Raw genomic sequence first — 18,359 nt, 5'->3', positions numbered from 1 at the left:
CCATGGGTTGCAAATGGATGAACGCGTCTTGCCGCGCAGGTCCGCGGATTGATGCGCGCTTTTGGCTAAAGTTCGGGCCACAGCGTGCGGTCAAGACCGGCGAGCAACGGGGCAAGCTGCTCTGTATGCCCTTGCCACCGACCCAGAGAACGGGTGTGCACCGGCGCGCGCACTTGCTGACTGCTTGCGGTCAGAACGGGGCGGTTCACGTCCTGCGGGTTCAGCATCGCGCTGTCCCATGGCACGCCGCACAAGTCGGCAAGGCGGTGGCTTGTGCCGTTCAGGTCGGTGACAAGTTCGCTGTAGCGCATTGCATGAATACGGTCGCCAAAGGCTGCACGCCAATCGGCCATGACCCGTGCATAGTGGTTCATATGCTGGGCCATCCAGGCAAAGTCGTTGGCATAGGCGTGCGCGGTGGTCGGGAACAGGCTGTCCCACATGGACAAGGCCACATCACGTGGATCGCGTTGCATTTCAATCACGACCGCATTGGGGAATGCGCGCAGGATCGGGCCGATAAAGCGGAAGTTTTCGGGCATCTTGTCAACAAAGGCGGTGGCGTCGGTGGGCAGTGCGGGCAGCGCGCTCAGATATGTTGCTGCCAGGTCATGCGCTTGGGTGTCGTCGCGCAAGGCAGAGCGAACGGCGTTCCCCATCTGGGTCAACTCGCCAAAGCCGGTGATCTGCGGATGGGCTGCCATCACCTGTTCGCAAAGCGACGTGCCCGAACGGATAAGACCCACCACAAAAACGGGCACAGGCCCGCGGCATGATGCCGTTACGGGCGTCATGGCATCGGTCAGGTCCAGCATCTCCCGATGCTCGGCAACCTCAGCCTTTGCGTCATATGGCATGGCGCGGGCCGCCAGCCGGTTCCCGCTTGCCAGCGTCTTGGCGGCTTCGGGGGCCCCCACCGTGCGCTCGGCCCGCGCCAGCGCGAACGTCAGCAGAACGTGCAGCGGGCTGCCGCGTTTTTCGGCATCTGCCGCAGATTTCAGCGGTTCCAAAAGAAGTGCGGCAGCCTGCGCATCCGCGGTATAGGCCATACCGTTCAAGGCGATCGGATGCGTGGGTATTTGGGCCAGAATGCGCGCATAGGCTGTGGAGGCCATCTGCGGCTGGCCAATAGCGCCGTACAACCGTGCCTGAAGCAGGCAAAGGCCGATGTGATCCGGAAACGCCTGCAATCCGGTCTCAATCTGATCGCCCGCTTGGTCGGGGTTGGCGTGCTCCAGCAGATATTCGGCATATTGCAGGCGCAAATCGGGATTGTTCGGTGCCAGCGTGACAGCGGTTTCCAGGCTGTCCAGGGCTGCGGCGTTGTCGCGGTTGTCCAGGGCGATCTGTGCGCGCAGGCCGTGCAGGACGGCGTCCTGCGGGGTCACGGAAATTGCGGCATCCACGGCTGTTCGGGCGGCCGCAAGGTCCTCGGCTGCAAGACAGGCGTTGATCCGCAGACGCAACAGGGCGGGCATGTCAGGCCACCGCGCCAGCGCGGCCTCGACCTCGGTCAACGCGCGTTTCGTGTCGCCGGTGCTAAGCAGCGCCTGTATGCGGTTTTGTCGCGCGGCAGGGTCGTTCGGTGACGTTTTGACCAGTTGCGTGAAGAACCGCAGCGCTTCGGAATGCTGACCCAGGTTGGCACAAGACAGACCGGCCAGTGTCAACAGCACAGGCTGCGCGCCATTTGCCTTGATCGCAGCCCGCGCCGCCTTGAGGCAGGCAGCAAAACGACCCTCTGCGAAGGCACGTTGCGTCTTGAGTGTCAGGTCGGGATTGGGACGGGCCATGGGTGCAAACCGGTGAAATTTGGATGGTCTTCACCTACGCTTGCATTCTTCGCTGTACAAGGCTTGGCCACCGGCAAAAGCCTGCGTAGATTGCATGCCATGTGTGGACGCATTGCTGTAACCCTGCCGACCGACGCGATGGCGCAACTGTTTGCTGCGGCGCCTGCGAATGATGTGCCGCCGGTGCCCAACTATAACGTCTGTCCCACGGACCCTGTGCATGTGATCCGCAGTGATGGCAGCCAGCGGTCGCTGGGGGCGATGCGTTGGGGTTTTATCCCGCACTGGTACAAAAAACCGAATGACGGACCGCTGCTGATCAACGCGCGGGCCGAAACCATTGCCGATAAATCCGCCTTTCGCAGCGCCTGTCGCGACCGGCGCTGTGTGGTGCTGGCCACCGGCTTTTATGAATGGACCAAGGATGCCGATGGCAACCGCTTGCCATGGTACATCACCCGCCGCGATGGCGCGCCGTTGACCTTTGCTGCCATCTGGCAGGACTGGGACGGGGGTGACACGCAATTGCGGACCTGCGCCATTGTCACCACGGGGGCGAACACCGCGATGTCCGCGATCCACCACCGGATGCCCGTGGTGCTGGAGCCGCAGCAACTGTCGTTGTGGCTGGGGGAAGAGGGCAGGGGCGCCGCCCGCCTGATGCAGCCCGCCCCCGAAGACACCTTGCAGATGCACCGCGTGGGCACGGCCGTGAACTCGAACCGCGCTGCTGGTCCCGAGTTGATCGAGCCCTTTGACTGAAACGCCGAACGGCCCACTTGTCTATATGACAAGCAGGCCCCAGAGCGTCTTGCACTGTACGGTATCAGTTGCCGAGCGGAGGTGCGCTGAAGCTGATTGCGCCCGAGGCATTTGCGATGGCTTCTTCGTCGGCATCTTCGGCCAGGATCAGGCTGAAATCGTTTTTCATGCCTGAAAACACGGTAAAGGTTTCTTCGCCCTCGACCGCGATCGGTCCGACGGTCCAGTTTTCGTCCTTCGCCACGATCGACTGTTCGGCCTCGGATGCGTTGACGAAACGGACGGTGTCGCCCGGCTCGGCATAGGTGACGCGGGGAAAGAAGGATTCGCCCAGCACCATCACGGTATGTTCGTGTGCGCCATCGGCAAAGGCGGCAGGGGCCATGATCGCGCCGAACGCGGCGGCGAGGGCCAGTTTTTGAATAGAATGCAGCATAAATGCTCCTGTTTGGTCCGGCCCCACCCGAAAACACTGTCCGCAGCCCTAGAGGGCAAATACGGCGTAAATGCGGCGCAGGCAGGTCAGGCGCGCGGCATTGGTTCCATGTTTTGGCTGGCCTGTTCGCCCAACCACGCACGAAAGGATCGCAAGGCAGCCTGGGTGGCGCGGTCAGAGGGCCAGACAAGGTAATAGGTGCCGATGCTTTGCGAGGTCTGCGCAGAGGCCAGCGCCAGTTGCCCGCTGTCCAGATAGGGTTGCGCCACGAAGGTGGGCAGCAAGGCGACGCCCATGCCGTGGATCGCCGCCTGTGCCATGGTCGAAAACTGGTCGAACTGCATCCCTGCACCCAACGCCCCCGTCCATCCCTGTGCCGCCAGCCAGCGTGCCCAACCCTTGGGCCGCGTTTCCAGATGCAGCAGGGGCTGGGCCGCAATCTGGGCGGTTGTGGCCTGTTGCAGCAGCCCCGGGGCACAGACCGGCACCACTGTTTCGGGCATCAGCGGCAGGTGATCGGCCCCGGGCCAGTCCTCGCGGCCAAAGTGGATGGCGGCATCGAACCGGCTGGCGCGGAAATCGAACGGGGCCAGGCGGGTGGACAGGTTCACGGTGACTTCGGGGTGGGTGCGGGCAAAGTCCTGCAAACGCGGGGCCAGCCAGTGCATTCCGAATGCAGGCAGGATCGCAAGGTTCAGCGTGCCGCCGTCCGGGTTGGTCCGCGCCGCCACGGATGCCGCCGCCAGCCGGTGCAGGATCTCGCGCACAGTGCGCGCATATTCGCGCCCCACCGGCGTTAACACCAGCGCGCGCCCCTCGCGCTGAACCAGCGCCGCGCCGATCTGCGTCTCAAGGCTGCGCAACTGGCGGCTGACACCGCTTTGGGTCAACGACAGCTCTTGTGCGGCGGCCGTGGCGGACCCCAGACGGGCCACCGCCTCGAAGGCCATCAGCGCTCCGGTCGAGGGCAGGAAACGACGGGGGGCGATCATCTATGACTAATCCTCATGTGTTGCAGGACGGAAGATTGTTAGAACTTGCTGCGTTTCTTTGCAATACTGGGCGAAATTCAACAGATTCGAGAAAGAGGTCCATCATGAATGCAGAAACCCCGATCCTGAAAGCCAAAGACGCCCCCGATCTGGGCAGCTTCGACTGGGCCGATCCGTTCCGTCTGTCGCAGCAACTGACCGAAGACGAACGCATGATTCAGGACAGCGCCGCGGCCTATGCCCGCGAAAAGCTGGCCCCGCGCATCATCGACGCCTTTGCCAATGAAACCTCGGACGAGTCGATCTTTGCCGAAATGGGCGACATGGGCCTGCTGGGCGTGACCCTGCCCGAGGAATACGGCGGCCTGGGCGGCTCGTACGTGTCTTACGGTCTGGTCGCCCGCGAGGTCGAGCGGATCGACAGCGGTTACCGGTCGATGATGTCGGTGCAATCCAGCCTGGTGATCTATCCGATCTACGCCTACGGGTCGGAAGAGCAGCGCAAGAAATATCTGCCGAAACTGGCCAGCGGCGAATGGGTTGGCTGCTTTGGTCTGACCGAACCTGACGCAGGGTCCGACCCCGCGGGCATGAAAACCCGTGCGGTGAAAACACCCACAGGCTACAAGCTGACCGGCTCGAAAATGTGGATTTCCAACGCGCCGTTCGCGGATGTGTTCGTGGTCTGGGCCAAGTCGGAAGAGCACGGCGGCAAGATCCGCGGCTTTATCCTGGAAAAAGGCATGAAGGGTCTGAGCGCCCCCAAGATCGAAAACAAGCTGTCCTTGCGCGCCTCGATCACCGGTGAAATCGTCATGGACGGTGTCGAGGTCGGTGACGACGCGCTGCTGCCCAACGTGCAAGGTCTGAAAGGTCCCTTTGGCTGTCTGAACCGTGCCCGTTACGGCATCAGCTGGGGCGCGCTGGGCGCTGCCGAATTCTGCTGGCACGCCGCACGCCAGTACGGTCTGGACCGCAAACAGTTCAACAAACCGCTGGCCGGCACGCAGTTGTTCCAGAAGAAACTGGCCGACATGCAGACCGAGATTGCGCTGGGCCTGCAAGCCTCGTTGCAAGTGGGTCGCCTGATGGATGCCGCCCAAGCCGCGCCCGAGATGATTTCCATCGTCAAGCGCAACAACTGCGGCAAGGCGTTGGACATTGCCCGCATCGCGCGTGACATGCACGGCGGCAACGGCATCTCGGGTGAATTCCAGGTGATGCGCCACGTGATGAACCTTGAGACGGTCAACACCTACGAGGGCACCCACGACGTGCACGCCCTGATCCTGGGCCGTGCCCAGACCGGCATTCAGGCATTCTTTTAAGCCTGCACGCTTTAGAAGTTGAAACAACAGATGCGGGGGCCACAGTGCCCCCGTTTCTTTTGGCTATAAATATCCATGCCGACGCTTTCAGTTGCCCACAGGCTCTGGTGAAACGCACATCATCCACTAAGCTGTGTCTCGGCGATGATGGTTGACTGAGGTTGGACGGCGGACTGATGGGGAAACAGATGATATTTGATGGGCACAACGATGCGTTGATGCGGTTGTGGAAGCACCAAGGCGACCCCGTGGCGCATTTTGCGACCGATGCAGGCCACGTGAACGCGGCGGCCTGTCGCGCGGGCGGGATGGGCGGCGGGTTCTTTGCCATCTACAGCCCGGCCAGCCGCGCCCCGCATGCGGGCAACACCGAGGTCACGGCCATCGAGCTTGAACCCCTGGACGATCCGCTGGATCAGGGGTGGGCCTTGCAGGCCGCGATGGGGCAGGCGGGGATCGCCTTGCAACTGGCCAATGCGGGCCAGATCGAGATTGTCACGCAGCCCGACCAGCTGGCGCGCGCCTTCATGGGCGATGCGTTGGCCTGTATCCTGCATCTGGAGGGCGCAGATTGCATCGACGCCGATCTGCTGGCGCTGGATGTGCTGCATGGTGTCGGCCTGCGGTCGCTGGGGCCGGTCTGGTCGCGCAACAACATCTTTGGCCACGGCGTGCCCTTTGGCCACTTCCGTGATCCTGATCAAGGCCCGGGCCTGACCGACGATGGCAAGCGTCTGGCCGCGCGGTGCGGCGCGCTGGGGATCATGCTGGACACCAGCCACATCACCCTGAAAGGGTTCGAGGACATCGCAAACATGGGCCAGCCCGTCGTTGCCACCCATTCGAACGCATGGGCGCTGTGCCCGTCCACGCGCAACCTGACCGACGCGCAATTGCAGGTCATCGCCCAAAGCGGTGGCATCGCAGGGCTGAACTTTGCGCCGCCGTTTCTCAGCGACGAGGGCTGGAAAACGTGGCGCGTGGGGCTGGATGCCTGCATTCGCCATCTGGATTATATGGTCGAGCATCTGGGCGAGGATCACGTGGCACTGGGCAGCGATTTCGACGGCGCGCGGATGCCTGACGGGATCGCGTCGGCAGCCGACTTGCCGGTGTTGGTCAAGGCGATGGAAGACGCAGGCTTTGGCGCGGAACTGATCGCCAAGATCTGCCACGAAAACTGGTTGGGGTTTCTGGGGCGGCATCTGGAAAAAAGCGCATGAAGGTGCTGCATCCCGATTGGGAGTACGTGGCCGACGGTGTTATGGGCGGCGTGTCGCGCGGGCAGGCGGGGCAGGCGCAGGTCGCGGACCGCGCGGCCATGCATCTGACAGGGACGGTCAGCACGGACAATGGCGGCGGATTTATCCAGATGGCGTTTGATCTGGCAGAAGATGCTGGCGGATGGACCGGTCTGGAACTGGACGTTTACGGCAACGACGAACGCTATGACCTGCGCCTGCGCACCACGCGGTTGACCCGTGCGTGGCAGTCGTTCCGCACCGAATTCGTGGCGACGGCGGCGTGGACCACGATCAAGGTGCCCTTTGATACGCTCGAAGCCTATCGGACGGACGCCATTTTCGATGCGTCCGAGTTGCGCCGTGTCGGCGTGGTCGCCGTGGGTCGTGAATTCGCGGTCGATGTGGCGGTCAGCGGCGTGCGGTTGTACTAGGTCTTTGGCGCGGGCGCGCCGCCCTCGAATGCATTGCCATTCACGTAATCACAGGGCGCTTCCTGCATTTCCAGATGCAGGCCGGTGCCGGTGTAGGGGTGTGCACGGGCCAGATCCTCGTCCACCTCGATCCCCAGACCGGGCGCGTCTGATGGCGTGACAAAGCCGTCCTCGACGCGGATGCTGCCCTTGATCAGCGCATCATGGAACGGGGTTTCGATGGTTTCGCACATCAGCAGGTTGGGGATGGACGCGGCCAGTTGCAGGTTGGCGGCCCATTCGATTGGCCCTGCGTAAAGATGCGGCGCGAGTTGCGCATTGTACACCTCGGCCATCGCCGCGATTTTCTTGACCTCCCAGATGCCGCCCGCGCGGCCCAGGGCCGGTTGCAGGATGCTGGCGGCCCCGCTGCGCAGGATCGGTGCGAATTCGGCCTTGGTGGTCAGCCGCTCGCCGGTGGCCACGGGAATGCCCACGGCGCTGGCCACAGCGGCCATCTGCGCAGGATTGTCCGGTGGCACGGGTTCTTCGTACCACAGCGGGTTGTAGGGTGCGATCGCACGGCCCAGCCGGATGGCACCGGCGGTGGTGAACTGCCCGTGCGTGCCAAACAGCAGATCGGCGCGGTCGCCGACCGCGTCGCGGATCGCTTTGCAAAAGGCGACTGACTGGCTGATATCGCGCATCGCGGGCATGTGGCCGCCGCGCAGGGTATAGGGGCCGGCCGGGTCGAATTTGACCGCCGTATAGCCGCGCGCCACGCAATCGGCGGCGGCTTCGGCGGCCATTTCGGGCGCGGTCCAAAAAGCCGTCAGGTCATGCTGGGGCAGGGGGTAGAGATAGGTGTAGGCGCGAATGCGGTCGTTCATCCGCCCGCCGATCAGCGCGTGCACAGGCCGCCCGCGATCCTTGCCCAGGATGTCCCAACAGGCGATTTCCAGCCCCGAAAACGCCCCCATCACGGTCAGGTCGGGCCGCTGGGTGAAACCGGCCGAATAAGCGCGGCGGAACATCAGTTCGATGTTCTCGGGGTTTTCGCCCTGCATGTGCCGCGCGAACACGTCCCCGATCACCGCCCGCATGGCGTCAGGCCCCACAGAGGCCGCGTAACACTCACCCCAGCCGACGATGCCGGTGTCGGTGGTCACCTTGACCAATATCCAATAGCGCCCGCCCCAGCCCGGAGCAGGCGGGGCCGTGATGATAATATCAAGGTCTTGCAGCTTCATGCGGGCTGGTCCTTCATCTTGCCAGTAAACTCCGGGGCCGGACTCAAAATCGGGGGCACAGCCCCGGTCGGTTGGCGTCCTATGTTTATCGGTTGAACACGATCACATTGCGCCGCGCAGTTCCAGTCTTGGTGTCGGAGATCGCCTCGTTGATCTGATCCAGCGTCCAGCGCCCCGAAATCAGCTCGTCCAGTTTCAGACGCCCCTGTTCATACAGGTCCAGCATCCACGGAATGTCGCGTTGGATCACCACGTCGCCCATTTTCGACCCGATCATGCCCTGACCTGCGGCGGCCAGATTGACCGGCTGATAGGTGGCCTCGCCGCCGACATGGGGCATTCCGACCATGATCACCTTGCCGCCCGTGGCCAGATAGTGCGGGGCCTGATCATAGGCGGGGATCGCACCCACCGTCACGATCACTGCGTCTGCCCCGCGCCCGCCCAAGGCCTTGCGCGCGGCCAGCCACGGCGCCTTGTGCGTGGCCAGCACGCCATGGGTCGCCCCGAATTCCTGTGCCACCGCCAGCTTCTCGGCGCTCATATCCACCGCCACGATGCGCCGCGCGCCTGCTATCCGCGCGCCCTGTATGGCGTTCAGTCCGACGCCGCCTGCGCCGATCACCACCACGTCCTGCCCCGCGCGCAGGTGGGCGGAATTCACCACAGCGCCCACGCCGGTGATGACGCCGCAAGCCACCAGCGATGCGACATCCTTGGCGATTTTGTCCGAGATGCGCACAACCTGCCGCTGGTCCACCACCACCTTTTCGGCAAAGGCCCCGGTGGCCATCGCCTGATGCAGCTTGCCGCCATCGGGCAGGGTGATCGGCCCCATGTCGCCGTTATAGGGCGTTTCGCAGGACACCGGGCTGCCGCCCGCGCAGGGTGCGCACGACCCGCACGCGCGGATCAGCGTGACCACCACGCTGTCGCCTTCGGACAGGCCGGTGACACCTGCGCCAACCGCGCTGATCCGCCCTGCGGCCTCGTGGCCGTAGACGGCGGGCAGGCTGCCGCCCCATGCGCCTTCGGCATAGGAGATGTCGGAATGACAGATTGCCACCGCGTCGACGGTCACTTCGACCTCGCCCATTTCGGGGGCGCGCAGGTGGATGTCTTCGATGCGCAGCGGGTCGCCGAAGGCATGGCAGACGGCGGCTTTGATGGTTTGCATGTGAGTGTCCTGATGGCAGAGCGGTCTGCTCAGGGTGCTGGGGGCAGAAGGGCGGCGCATGTCGGAAACCGACGCTTTACCGGTCTGTCTGCGCCAGTTCGGGCCAGTAACGTCAGGTGATCTGCGCACCGCGCAGGGGGCGCAGATAGATCAGCAGGGCCAGCCCCGTCAAAGCCGCCGACAGCACAAAGGGCGCGCCGGGCGCATAGACGGGGGCGTTGTCGGCGGTAAAGCTGTAGAACACCGAGGTCATCACCAGCGGCGACAGGATCATCGCCAGCGCATTGACCGACACCATCGCGCCTTGCAATTCGCCTTGTTGGTCGTCGCCGGTGGCCCTGGACATGATCCCTTGCAGCGCGGGGGCGATCACCCCGCCAAAGGCCGCAATCGGCGTCAGGATCAGCGCGACGGTGCCCGAGGTGACCAGCGCGATTGCCACGTAGCTGACAATGCTGAACAGCAGACCGTAGACGATGGTCCCGCTTTCGCCAAACCGGCGCAGGGCGATGCGGATCAGGCCGCCTTGAACCACGGCCATTGAGACGCCGAACAGTCCAAGGCTGAGGCCGATCAAGGCAGGCGACCAGTCGAACCGCGCATGACCGAAATAGGCCCAGATCGTCGGATAGACGATAAAAGCGAACTGGTAGATGAAATAAACCACAAGAAGACGGCGGATTTGTGGAAGTTTTCCCAAAGCGCGCAGCGTGCCCAGCGGGTTTGCCCGCCGCCAAGAAAACGCACGGCGAATGCGGTCGGTGACGGTTTCGGTCAGGACGAACCATCCAAAGATCGCGTTCAACCCCGCCAGAAACGCCGCAGCCCAGAATGGTGCGCGGGTGCCGTATTCGGCCAGCAGCCCGCCGATCAGCGGCCCCAGCACGAACCCGATGCCAAAGGCAGCGCCGATCAGGCCGAAGTTGGCGCTTTTGTCCTCGGGGGCGGACAGGTCGGCCATGCAGGCATTGGCGGTGGACTGGGTCGAGGCCGCGACCCCGCCGATGATCCGGCCCGCCAGCAGCAGCCAGATGCTGCCCGCCACGGCCATCAACATGTAATCCAGACACATCACCACCAGCGACAAAAGCAGCACGGGACGGCGGCCAAAGCGGTCGGACAGCCCGCCGATGACGGGGCCGAACAGGAACTGCATCACCGCAAAGGACGTGGACAGCACGCCGCCCCACAGCGCCGCCTGCGCCAGCGTGCCGCCCTGCACGTTGCGGATCAGATCGGGCATGATCGGCAGGATCAACCCGATGCCCATCGCATCCAGCAGGACGGTGCACAGCAAAAAGACGACGGCGGGCTTCACGCCGGTGCTACGCGGTGGCGGCGCTGCGGGCGCGGCTGGCAAAGGTGCGGGCATCGCTTGCGGCGGTGCCCATTTGCGTTGCGGCATCAAACAGCCCTTGCGGCAGATCGGGGTACTGTCGCAGTGCGAGATCGGGCAGGGGCGTCTGGGTGTCCATCACCTCTTTGCACAGGGCCTTGGTTGCCGCTTGCGCTTCGGGGCGGGGCATCTGGTCAGCCAGCGCAAAGCTGAGCGCCTCGGCATGGATCAGGCCCAGGCCGTCTTCGAGGGCCGCGTGCATCCGTGCGGGCACAGGGTTGATCCCCTGGGCCAACGTTTTTGCGTGGTGCAGGGCGCAGGCATTGGTCAGCACCACCTGCGGCAGCACCATCCATTCGGCGAACCATGCCGCCCCGTCGCGCTGATGCTGGTGTGCTGCGGCCGCTTGCAGCGACGCGCGCAGGCCCGCCATCTGGATGTTCAGCGCCACCAAGGTCGACGGTCCGACGGGGTTTTGCTTTTGCGGCATGGTGGACGAGCCGCCCGCGCCGGACAGTGTGACCTCGCCGATGCCGGACATGGTCAGACCCACCAGCGTGTCGCCCATCGCGGCCAGCGTGGCCGTCACCCGCGCCATCCAGTCGGCGATGCGCAACACCGGGCTGCGGTCGGTGTGCCAACTGTGACCGGGGTCGTTCAGCCCCAGCGCCTTGGCCAGGTCCGCGCGGGTCTCGGCGGCTTTTGGGCCAAGCGCGGACGACGTGCCGGCCGCGCCCGACAGCGACACCCACAGGCTGGCATCGCGCAGGGCGGGCAGGTCGTCCAGCGCGGCGATCAACGGCGTGCCCCATTGTGCCAGAACCGCGCCCCAGCTTGTTGGCGTGGCGACCTGACCATAGGTGCGGGCGGGCATTGGTGTTGCGGCGTGATCCTCGGCCGCCTGCGCCAGTGCCCCCAACAACGTGCGAATGTCCGCCTCGGCCAGTGTCAGCGCCTGTCGCAGGCGCAGCATCAGCGCGGTGTCGGCAATGTCCTGACTGGTGGCACCCCAGTGGGCGTATTGTGCGTGCTCGGGGGCCTCCATCGCTGTGCGGAAGGCGGCCACCAGGCCGGGCACCGGCACACCGTTCTGCCCCGTGGCCACGCCCAATGCGCCGGGGTCGATGGCGACCTCGAGGCTGGCGCGATGGATTGCGGCGCCGCTGATTTCGGGGATGACGCCCAAGGTGCCCTGAACCTTGGCCAAGGCCCCTTCGACCAGCAACATGGCGCGCACTTCGGCGCTGTCGGTGAACAGACGCCCGGTTTCACCGGTGGCAAACAACTGCCCGTACAGCGGGCTTGCGAAAACACTGGCCGCCATCTCAGATATGCCCCGTGTCGCGCATGAACTTGGTCAGGATCTGCGCATAGTCTTCAGGCTTTTCAACGCAAGGCAGGTGACCGGTGCGGCGGATAATCTGGAACTGGCTGCCGGGGATGAGGTCAATGGTTTCGCGCACCAGATCGGGCGGGGTCGAGCCGTCCTCGGACCCGGCAATGCCAAGGGCCGGCAGACGCAGCGATGCGGTGGTGGTGTAGAAATCGGTGCCAGAGATGGCGGACGAGCAGCCAGCGTATCCCTGCACCTCTTGCCGGACCAGCATGTTGCGCCACAGCTCAAGCTCGGGCGTGGCGCGGAAATCGGCGGCGAACCAGCGTTCCATCACCGCGTCGGCCATGGGTTCGATCCCGTCTTTCAGCACGGCGGCGATGCGGTCGCCCCACATATCGGCATTGCCGATCTTGGCCCCGGTGTTCGACAATACCAGCGCGCGCACCAGATCCAGACGTTTCACAGCCAGCCCCTGGGCAATCATGCCGCCGATTGACAGGCCCACGAACAGCGCGTCCTTGAACCCGTGCATGTCCATCAGCTTTTCCGCATCCGAAACCAGCGATCCCATCGAATAGGGCGACGGCGGGCAGGACGACAGCCCGTGCCCGCGCTTGTCATAGCGCAGAACGCGCAGACCCGCAGGCAGCAGCGGCATGATCGGGTCCCACAGCCGCAGATCGGTGCCCAGCGAGTTGGCGAATACCACGGGTGCGCCATCTTTGGGGCCGTCGATACGGTAATGCAGGCGCACGTCGCCCAGGTCTGCCAGTTTCATCGTCTGTCTCCTTGTCCCAGCACCATATGTGCCATGATCTGTCCGTGGTCCGAGGCCAGTTTGTTATACGGCGCTTCGGCGTGGCTGCCATCGGTCAGGTGGTCGTTCAATACGCTGAAGTATTGCATTTCGCCAATGCTGTCCGGTGTGTCGGGCAGGAAATGCCGCGACATCAGGATTTGGTCAATGCTTTCAAACACGCCGCCAAAGGCAGAGGTATAGACCATGTCGCGCAGCGATTTCTTGACGAACTGCTTTTCCGCCGAATGCAGGCGCATGGCTTGGACCTGGTCGGTGATGATCTGGTTTTCTTCGTGGGAATACCGGTCATTGGGGCCCTTTGCATCGTGGCGCAGCATCCATGAATAGTTTTTGAACGGCACCTCGCCCGAGATGATTTCGGAACTGACCGCATTTTCACCGTCGTTGAAATCGCCCAGCACCATCACGGGTCGGCCCTTTTTCAATTCAGCCACGATGGCGCGGCGCAAAACCCACGCTTCGGTCATGCGGCGCAGCGCGGCGCGCAGCGATCCCATGGCGCGGCCCACGGGGTCGTAGTGCACAAGGTCCTGTTCCGGAGCGAATTCGGCCCCCGGTGGCGTGATGAATTCGCCCAGCTTCGATTTCAGGTGGCAGTTGAACAGGGTGATGACCTGCCCGCCGACGGGAATGCGAACCTTCAGGATCGGGCGGCTAAGCCGTTTGACCGTGTAGTGGCCCGCGTCATCGCCACCGCCCAGGCTTTGCAGCGGGATGCGGATCGGCTCAGACAGCTCCTGGATGATCTCGGGCGCGCCTTCGAAGCCTAAACGCGACAGCACGGCAACGCCGGGGCGGCGTTCGCCCGCCGGACCGTCATTCAGGTTGGGGGCAAAGGCCAATGCAGCCCCCGCATAAGGCGTGTAGGCCAGTTTGCGAAAGATCGCCTTTTTGCGATAGGGCTTGTCCGCGCCGGGGATGGACGCGGCATTGGCTGCCTGTCCTTCGGCATCGGCGGCAGTGATCACATCGCGCAGGGCCTCTTCCTCGAATATCTCCTGAAAGCCGATCACATCCGCATTCAGCGATTGTAACTGTTCGGCCATCCAGTCGCGTTTCCACGCGTATTCCTCGGGGGTGTAGCGTTGGAATTCGTAATATTCCTTGTCCGGCCCGATCAGGTTTTTGACATTGAAACTGGCGATTGTGAACCGTGTCATGCCAGCGTGCCCAGGGCACGGGCGAACATCGGCGCATCGACGTTGCCGCCAGAAATAACCACAATCACGTCGTCGCCCGCGATTTCGTCGCGGCGCGACAATGCAGCGGCCAGCGCCACCGCGCCGCCGGGTTCGGCCACCAGTTTCAGGCGCAGGAACGCCTGGGCAACGGCCTGCAATGCCTCGTCTTCGGACACAGCCAGACCGGGGCCGCACAGCCGGTGCAGGATCGGAAAGGTGATGTGGCCGGGGGCGGGGGTGATGATGGCATCGCAGATATTGCCCGAAGTTTGCGCATTCCGCTCAATCCGGCCGCTTTCCAGCGACCGTTTCACATCGTCAAACCCTTCGGGTTCGGCCGGGCGCACCCGCAACCCCGGCGCGTCAGCCTCAAGCGCCAGCGCGATCCCCGAGGTCAGACCGCCACCGCCACAGCAGACCAGCACATCGGCTGTTTCGATCCCTTGGGCGTTCGCGTCCTCGGCAATTTCCAGACCCACGGTGCCCTGACCTGCGATCACCTGTGGCTCGTCAAAGGGTTTGACCAACGTCAACCCGCGTTCCGCCGCCAGCCGGTCACCGATGGCGTCGCGGTCTTCGGTGGCGCGGTCATAGGTCACGACCTCGGCGCCCAAGGCACGGGTGTTCGCCAGTTTCAGCGCAGGCGCGTCCGATGGCATGATGATGACCGACGGCACCCCGTGTTGCGATGCTGCAAGGGCGACGCCCTGCGCGTGGTTGCCGGATGAAAAGGCGATGACCCCCTTGGCGCGCGTGTCCGCATCCAGCGCCGACAGGGCCGACCACGCGCCCCGAAACTTGAAGCTGCCGGTGTGTTGCAGGCATTCGGGTTTGATCCAGACACGGCGGCCCGCGATCTGGTCGATAAAGGGCGAATTCAGCAGTGGCGTGCGGCGCGCGTGGCCGTTCAACCGGCCAGCGGCGGCGCGGATCATGTCGATGTTCATTGGATAAGGTCCAGCCAGTCTTTTAACGCGGTCACCGCCGCAGGTTCGTCCAGAAACGGAATATGCCCGCGATCGGGCAGGTTGGTATAGATCATGTCAGGACGCCGCGCGCGCATTTCCTGCGCCGTTTTGTCGTTCAGAATGTCGCTGCCGGCGGCATGGATCAGGCACAGCGGTTTGCCCGCGAGATCGTCGAAAAAGGCCCAGAAATCGGGGCTTTCGGTGTCATTGGCCACCGCGTCGCGCAGATGCGGGTCATAGGTCAGGTTCAGCCCGCCCGCGCCGTCGTCGACAAAATGCGTTTCGGCCTCTTCCATCCAGCGGCTGGCAGGCACGCCGATGAAACCGCCCAGCAGGTTGGGCAGGATCAGCGCCGCTTCGGCGTGGGTGCGGATGCTGGGTTTGACGCCCAGATAGGCCATGATGTCCTTGATGCCATTGGGGTCAATCTCGGGGCCGACATCGTTGAAGGCCACGCCAAGGATACGTTCAGGCACGATCTGTCCCAGCATCATCGCATTCAGCCCCCCGCGCGAGGTGCCGAGGATCGCAGCCTTGTCGATGCCCAGATGGTCCAGCAGCTCGACCGCGTCGCGGCTTTCGACGGCCAGCGTGTAGTTGCGCCAGTCCTTGTCAAAATCAGATTCGCCGCGCCCGCGATAGTCCATGGTGATGACGCGATAGGCGTCCAGATAAGGCGCGACATAGCGGAAATCGGCGCCGGTGCGTCCCAGCCCGGACAGACACAGGATAGGCAGGCCTTGGCCTGCGTCGGTGTAGTGCAGGCTTAGCCCGTCGGATGTGGTGAATGTGGCCATGTCAAACTCCGGCAAGGGCGGGGATGCCCGTCAGATCGGTCAGGATGGTATCGGGCGTGGCGGGCAGGCGGTCCACCGGATCGCCTGCACGGTTCACCCAGGCGGTGCGAAACCCGTAGTGCGCGGCGGCGGCGGCGTCCCAGCCGTTCGAGGACACGAACAGCACGGCAGTATTGGCGCAGCCGAACCGCGCCGCCACCAGATCGTAAACACGCGGATCAGGTTTGAAAATGCCCACGGATTCCACGGATAGGCAATCGTCCAATACGTCGCCAATGCCCGCCGACTGCACCGCCCCGTCCAGCATCGCCGGTGATCCGTTAGACAGAATCGCCGTGTTCAAACCGGCGTCTTTCAGGGTCTTCAGCATGGCGGGAACCTCGGCGTAGGCCTGCAATTCCCAGTACAGATCCAGCAACCGCTGGCGCAGGGCCGGATCGCCGTCCAGTCCTGTCTTTGCCAGCGACCAGTCCAGCGCATCCTGTGTGACGGTCCAGAAATCGGTATGCGTGCCCATGACCGCGCGCAGCCATGAATAGTTCAGTTGCTTGGCCCGCCAATGTTCAGCCAGTTGCGGCCAAGCCTTTGCAAGGGCGGGAAATTCCGGCTGTTCAGCGGCCAGACGCGCGGCGGCGGCCACGTCGAATAGCGTGCCGTAGGCATCGAAAACGCAGGTGGTGACGGGCATGTGGGTTCTCCGGTGACTGCACAGGCAGACTGTCACGCAGCACCCCGATGGAAAAGACGCAAAATCATCTGCGATGTTGCGCTTGGGGGGCGGGGTTTACACTTTTCCCGCGCTATGTTGAATTAACGCCAACCCCGGAGCACCCGCGCAGACACGCGGCCTCTGTCAATTCCCCCCTAAAATTCGGAGAGTCACATGACCCAGGTCAAATCGGGCGATACAGTTCGCATTCATTACACAGGCACCCTGCTGGACGGCAGCACCTTCGACAGCTCGCAAGGGCGCGACCCGCTGGAGTTTCAGGTCGGCAGCGGCCAGATCATTCCCGGTCTGGACAGCGCACTGCCGGGCATGGCCGTTGGCGAGAAGAAAGAAGTCAAGGTTGCCGCCGAAGAAGCCTATGGCGCGGTGAACCCTGAAATGCGCCAGTCGGTCCCGCGCGAAGGCATCCCTGCCGACATTCCGCTGGACCCCGGCACACAGTTGCAAATGCAAACCCCCGACGGTCAGGCGCTGCCTGTGACCGTGGTGGAAGTGGACGAAAGCACCGTCACGCTGGACGCCAACCACCCGCTGGCGGGCAAGGACCTGACGTTCGACATCGAGCTGGTTTCCGTCAACTAAGACGACACCTGCGGAGGGCGATGCAGCCCTCCGCTATCCCTTTGCCACAGCGTCTGGCCGCGCCCGCGATTTACGCGTATGACGCAGGCCATGAGCACCCCTGATCCCTTTGAAATATTCCTCGTCTGCCCACCCGGGCTGGAACATGTCCTGGCCACAGAAGTGGCCGAGGCCGGTTTTGATGCACCTGTCGCCTCGGTTGGCGGGGTCACCATTCAGGGCGGCTGGCCGGATGTCTGGCGGGCGAACCTGTGCCTGCGCGGTGCGGTGCGCGTGCTGGTGCGTGTGGGGCACTTCATGGCCTTTCACCTTGCGCAACTGGACAAACGTGCGCGCAAATTCCCGTGGGGTGACATTCTGCGGGCGGACGTGCCGGTGCGCGTGCAGGTCACCTGCAAACGCTCCAAGATTTACCATGCCGGTGCGGCCACCCAACGGATCGAAACCGCCCTGCGCGACAGCCACGGGCTGACCCTGTCGCCCGAGGCCGAGATCGTCATCAAGGTGCGTATCGACGACAATGCCGTGACCATCAGTCTGGATACCTCGGGCGAGGCGCTGCACAAGCGTGGTCACAAAGAGGCGGTGGGCAAGGCGCCGATGCGTGAAAATCTGGCGGCGATGTTCTTGCGCCAGTGTGGTTACGATGGTGTTGAACCCGTGGTCGACCCGATGTGCGGGTCGGGGACCTTCCTGATCGAAGCCGCAGAAATCGCCAGCGGGTTGCAGCCGGGCCGCTCGCGCGAATTCGCGTTTCAAAAGCTGGCCTCTTACGACGCGGACGCCTTTGACACCCTGCGCACGGACATGCCCGCGATCACCGGCCCCGCGCGTTTCTTCGGATCGGACCGCGATCAGGGTGCCATCCGTATGAGCACCCAAAACGCCGAACGGGCAGGGGTCGCCCCCTTGTGTCAGTTCAACGTGCACGGCGCGGGCGAGGTTACACCGCCCGATGGCCCGCCCGGTCTGGTCATCGTCAACCCGCCGTATGGCGCGCGCATCGGCAACAAGAACCTGCTGTATCCGCTGTACGGCACTTTGGGGGAAACCCTGAAAACCCGCTTCAAGGGCTGGCGCGTCGGCCTCGTCACATCCGAGCCGGGCCTTGCCAAAGCCTGCGGCCTGCCATGGAAACCCCAAGAGGCCCCCGTCGCGCACGGTGGTCTGAAAATCTGGCTCTGGCGCACGGATGCCCTGCGCTAGACGCAGTTCTT

General features: G+C 63.8%; 18 protein-coding genes. 6 read left to right on the top strand and 12 right to left on the bottom strand.

The genetic code is table 11. From position 1 onward, the window contains the following. Positions 1–65: 65 nt before the first annotated feature. Positions 66–1,793 (bottom strand): sulfotransferase, encoded by a 1,728-nt coding sequence (locus tag AAC077_RS11560; protein ID WP_339769714.1) that lies wholly within the window; start codon positions 1,791–1,793, stop codon positions 66–68. Between the two features lie 99 nt (positions 1,794–1,892). On the opposite strand from AAC077_RS11560, the gene AAC077_RS11555 reads away from it, so the two are divergent. Continuing rightward, entirely contained in the window at positions 1,893–2,555 is a 663-nt protein-coding gene (locus tag AAC077_RS11555) for an SOS response-associated peptidase (RefSeq protein WP_339769712.1), read from the top strand. A gap of 64 nt (positions 2,556–2,619) precedes the next feature. Here the strand turns inward: AAC077_RS11555 and AAC077_RS11550 are convergent, their stop codons facing one another. After that, positions 2,620–2,991 (bottom strand): hypothetical protein, encoded by a 372-nt coding sequence (locus tag AAC077_RS11550; RefSeq protein ID WP_339769711.1) that lies wholly within the window; start codon positions 2,989–2,991, stop codon positions 2,620–2,622. A gap of 86 nt (positions 2,992–3,077) precedes the next feature. Continuing rightward, on the bottom strand, positions 3,078–3,983 hold the full coding sequence (locus AAC077_RS11545; protein WP_339769709.1) for a LysR substrate-binding domain-containing protein: 906 nt from the start codon (positions 3,981–3,983) through the stop codon (positions 3,078–3,080). A gap of 104 nt (positions 3,984–4,087) precedes the next feature. Between AAC077_RS11545 and AAC077_RS11540 the strand changes: the two genes are divergently transcribed. The 3 genes from AAC077_RS11540 to AAC077_RS11530 all read left to right on the top strand — a co-directional run bounded on the left by AAC077_RS11540 (position 4,088) and on the right by AAC077_RS11530 (position 6,986). Further along, positions 4,088–5,311, top strand: coding sequence for an acyl-CoA dehydrogenase (locus AAC077_RS11540; protein WP_339769706.1), 1,224 nt, complete (start codon positions 4,088–4,090; stop codon positions 5,309–5,311). A 188-nt stretch (positions 5,312–5,499) separates the two neighbouring features. Continuing rightward, positions 5,500–6,534 (top strand): dipeptidase, encoded by a 1,035-nt coding sequence (locus AAC077_RS11535; protein ID WP_339769704.1) that lies wholly within the window; start codon positions 5,500–5,502, stop codon positions 6,532–6,534. Beyond that, entirely contained in the window at positions 6,531–6,986 is a 456-nt protein-coding gene (locus AAC077_RS11530; protein WP_339769702.1) for a CIA30 family protein, read from the top strand. The genes AAC077_RS11535 and AAC077_RS11530 overlap by 4 nt, the downstream gene beginning before the upstream one ends. Here the strand turns inward: AAC077_RS11530 and AAC077_RS11525 are convergent. The 9 genes from AAC077_RS11525 to AAC077_RS11485 form a co-directional block, all read right to left on the bottom strand. Then, positions 6,983–8,215: a mandelate racemase/muconate lactonizing enzyme family protein gene (locus AAC077_RS11525; RefSeq protein WP_339769700.1), complete on the bottom strand. Its 1,233-nt coding sequence runs from the start codon at positions 8,213–8,215 to the stop codon at positions 6,983–6,985. The genes AAC077_RS11530 and AAC077_RS11525 overlap by 4 nt on opposite strands. Before the next feature lie 85 nt (positions 8,216–8,300). Further along, positions 8,301–9,392 (bottom strand): zinc-binding dehydrogenase, encoded by a 1,092-nt coding sequence (locus AAC077_RS11520; RefSeq protein ID WP_339769698.1) that lies wholly within the window; start codon positions 9,390–9,392, stop codon positions 8,301–8,303. A 112-nt stretch (positions 9,393–9,504) separates the two neighbouring features. Continuing rightward, the gene (locus AAC077_RS11515; RefSeq protein ID WP_339770292.1) at positions 9,505–10,710 is read right to left on the bottom strand and encodes a TCR/Tet family MFS transporter; all 1,206 of its coding nucleotides are present in this window, start codon (positions 10,708–10,710) and stop codon (positions 9,505–9,507) included. Positions 10,711–10,717: 7 nt separating this feature from the next. Beyond that, positions 10,718–12,052, bottom strand: coding sequence for a lyase family protein (locus AAC077_RS11510; RefSeq protein WP_339769696.1), 1,335 nt, complete (start codon positions 12,050–12,052; stop codon positions 10,718–10,720). A 1-nt stretch (position 12,053) separates the two neighbouring features. Continuing rightward, the gene (pcaD, locus tag AAC077_RS11505) at positions 12,054–12,842 is read right to left on the bottom strand and encodes a 3-oxoadipate enol-lactonase (protein WP_339769694.1); all 789 of its coding nucleotides are present in this window, start codon (positions 12,840–12,842) and stop codon (positions 12,054–12,056) included. Continuing rightward, complete coding sequence (locus tag AAC077_RS11500) at positions 12,839–14,044, bottom strand: endonuclease/exonuclease/phosphatase family protein (RefSeq protein WP_339769692.1); 1,206 nt, start codon at positions 14,042–14,044, stop codon at positions 12,839–12,841. Before AAC077_RS11500 ends, pcaD begins: the two co-directional genes overlap by 4 nt. Then, positions 14,041–15,012 carry a threonine/serine dehydratase gene (locus AAC077_RS11495; RefSeq protein ID WP_339769690.1) on the bottom strand — a complete coding sequence of 324 codons (972 nt, stop codon included), beginning with the start codon at positions 15,010–15,012 and terminating at the stop codon, positions 14,041–14,043. Before AAC077_RS11495 ends, AAC077_RS11500 begins: the two co-directional genes overlap by 4 nt. Then, positions 15,009–15,830 carry an alpha/beta hydrolase gene (locus AAC077_RS11490; RefSeq protein ID WP_339769688.1) on the bottom strand — a complete coding sequence of 274 codons (822 nt, stop codon included), beginning with the start codon at positions 15,828–15,830 and terminating at the stop codon, positions 15,009–15,011. The genes AAC077_RS11495 and AAC077_RS11490 overlap by 4 nt, the downstream gene beginning before the upstream one ends. A gap of 1 nt (position 15,831) precedes the next feature. Next, the gene (locus tag AAC077_RS11485) at positions 15,832–16,518 is read right to left on the bottom strand and encodes a haloacid dehalogenase type II (protein ID WP_339769686.1); all 687 of its coding nucleotides are present in this window, start codon (positions 16,516–16,518) and stop codon (positions 15,832–15,834) included. A gap of 195 nt (positions 16,519–16,713) precedes the next feature. On the opposite strand from AAC077_RS11485, the gene AAC077_RS11480 reads away from it, so the two are divergent. Beyond that, on the top strand, positions 16,714–17,142 hold the full coding sequence (locus AAC077_RS11480; RefSeq protein ID WP_339769684.1) for a peptidylprolyl isomerase: 429 nt from the start codon (positions 16,714–16,716) through the stop codon (positions 17,140–17,142). A 90-nt stretch (positions 17,143–17,232) separates the two neighbouring features. Then, the gene (locus AAC077_RS11475) at positions 17,233–18,348 is read left to right on the top strand and encodes a class I SAM-dependent RNA methyltransferase (RefSeq protein ID WP_339769682.1); all 1,116 of its coding nucleotides are present in this window, start codon (positions 17,233–17,235) and stop codon (positions 18,346–18,348) included. Positions 18,349–18,359: the final 11 nt, after the last annotated feature.

This window comes from uncultured Pseudosulfitobacter sp., from assembly GCF_963976325.1.
Classification (GTDB): Bacteria; Pseudomonadota; Alphaproteobacteria; order Rhodobacterales; family Rhodobacteraceae; genus Pseudosulfitobacter.
The sequence above is the reverse complement of the archived record's forward strand: the minus strand, read 5'-3'. Positions and strand labels throughout refer to the sequence as shown.

Excerpts from the sequence above, each read along its gene's own strand:
- AAC077_RS11560 (WP_339769714.1), bottom strand. The coding sequence starts at position 1,793 with ATGGCCCGTCCCAATCCCGACCTGACACTCAAGACGCAACGTGCCTTC.
- AAC077_RS11555 (WP_339769712.1), top strand. The coding sequence starts at position 1,893 with ATGTGTGGACGCATTGCTGTAACCCTGCCGACCGACGCGATGGCGCAA.
- AAC077_RS11550 (WP_339769711.1), bottom strand. The coding sequence starts at position 2,991 with ATGCTGCATTCTATTCAAAAACTGGCCCTCGCCGCCGCGTTCGGCGCG.
- AAC077_RS11545 (WP_339769709.1), bottom strand. The coding sequence starts at position 3,983 with ATGATCGCCCCCCGTCGTTTCCTGCCCTCGACCGGAGCGCTGATGGCC.
- AAC077_RS11540 (WP_339769706.1), top strand. The coding sequence starts at position 4,088 with ATGAATGCAGAAACCCCGATCCTGAAAGCCAAAGACGCCCCCGATCTG.
- AAC077_RS11535 (WP_339769704.1), top strand. The coding sequence starts at position 5,500 with ATGATATTTGATGGGCACAACGATGCGTTGATGCGGTTGTGGAAGCAC.
- AAC077_RS11530 (WP_339769702.1), top strand. The coding sequence starts at position 6,531 with ATGAAGGTGCTGCATCCCGATTGGGAGTACGTGGCCGACGGTGTTATG.
- AAC077_RS11525 (WP_339769700.1), bottom strand. The coding sequence starts at position 8,215 with ATGAAGCTGCAAGACCTTGATATTATCATCACGGCCCCGCCTGCTCCG.
- AAC077_RS11520 (WP_339769698.1), bottom strand. The coding sequence starts at position 9,392 with ATGCAAACCATCAAAGCCGCCGTCTGCCATGCCTTCGGCGACCCGCTG.
- AAC077_RS11510 (WP_339769696.1), bottom strand. The coding sequence starts at position 12,052 with ATGGCGGCCAGTGTTTTCGCAAGCCCGCTGTACGGGCAGTTGTTTGCC.
- pcaD (WP_339769694.1), bottom strand. The coding sequence starts at position 12,842 with ATGAAACTGGCAGACCTGGGCGACGTGCGCCTGCATTACCGTATCGAC.
- AAC077_RS11500 (WP_339769692.1), bottom strand. The coding sequence starts at position 14,044 with ATGACACGGTTCACAATCGCCAGTTTCAATGTCAAAAACCTGATCGGG.
- AAC077_RS11495 (WP_339769690.1), bottom strand. The coding sequence starts at position 15,012 with ATGAACATCGACATGATCCGCGCCGCCGCTGGCCGGTTGAACGGCCAC.
- AAC077_RS11490 (WP_339769688.1), bottom strand. The coding sequence starts at position 15,830 with ATGGCCACATTCACCACATCCGACGGGCTAAGCCTGCACTACACCGAC.
- AAC077_RS11485 (WP_339769686.1), bottom strand. The coding sequence starts at position 16,518 with ATGCCCGTCACCACCTGCGTTTTCGATGCCTACGGCACGCTATTCGAC.
- AAC077_RS11480 (WP_339769684.1), top strand. The coding sequence starts at position 16,714 with ATGACCCAGGTCAAATCGGGCGATACAGTTCGCATTCATTACACAGGC.
- AAC077_RS11475 (WP_339769682.1), top strand. The coding sequence starts at position 17,233 with ATGAGCACCCCTGATCCCTTTGAAATATTCCTCGTCTGCCCACCCGGG.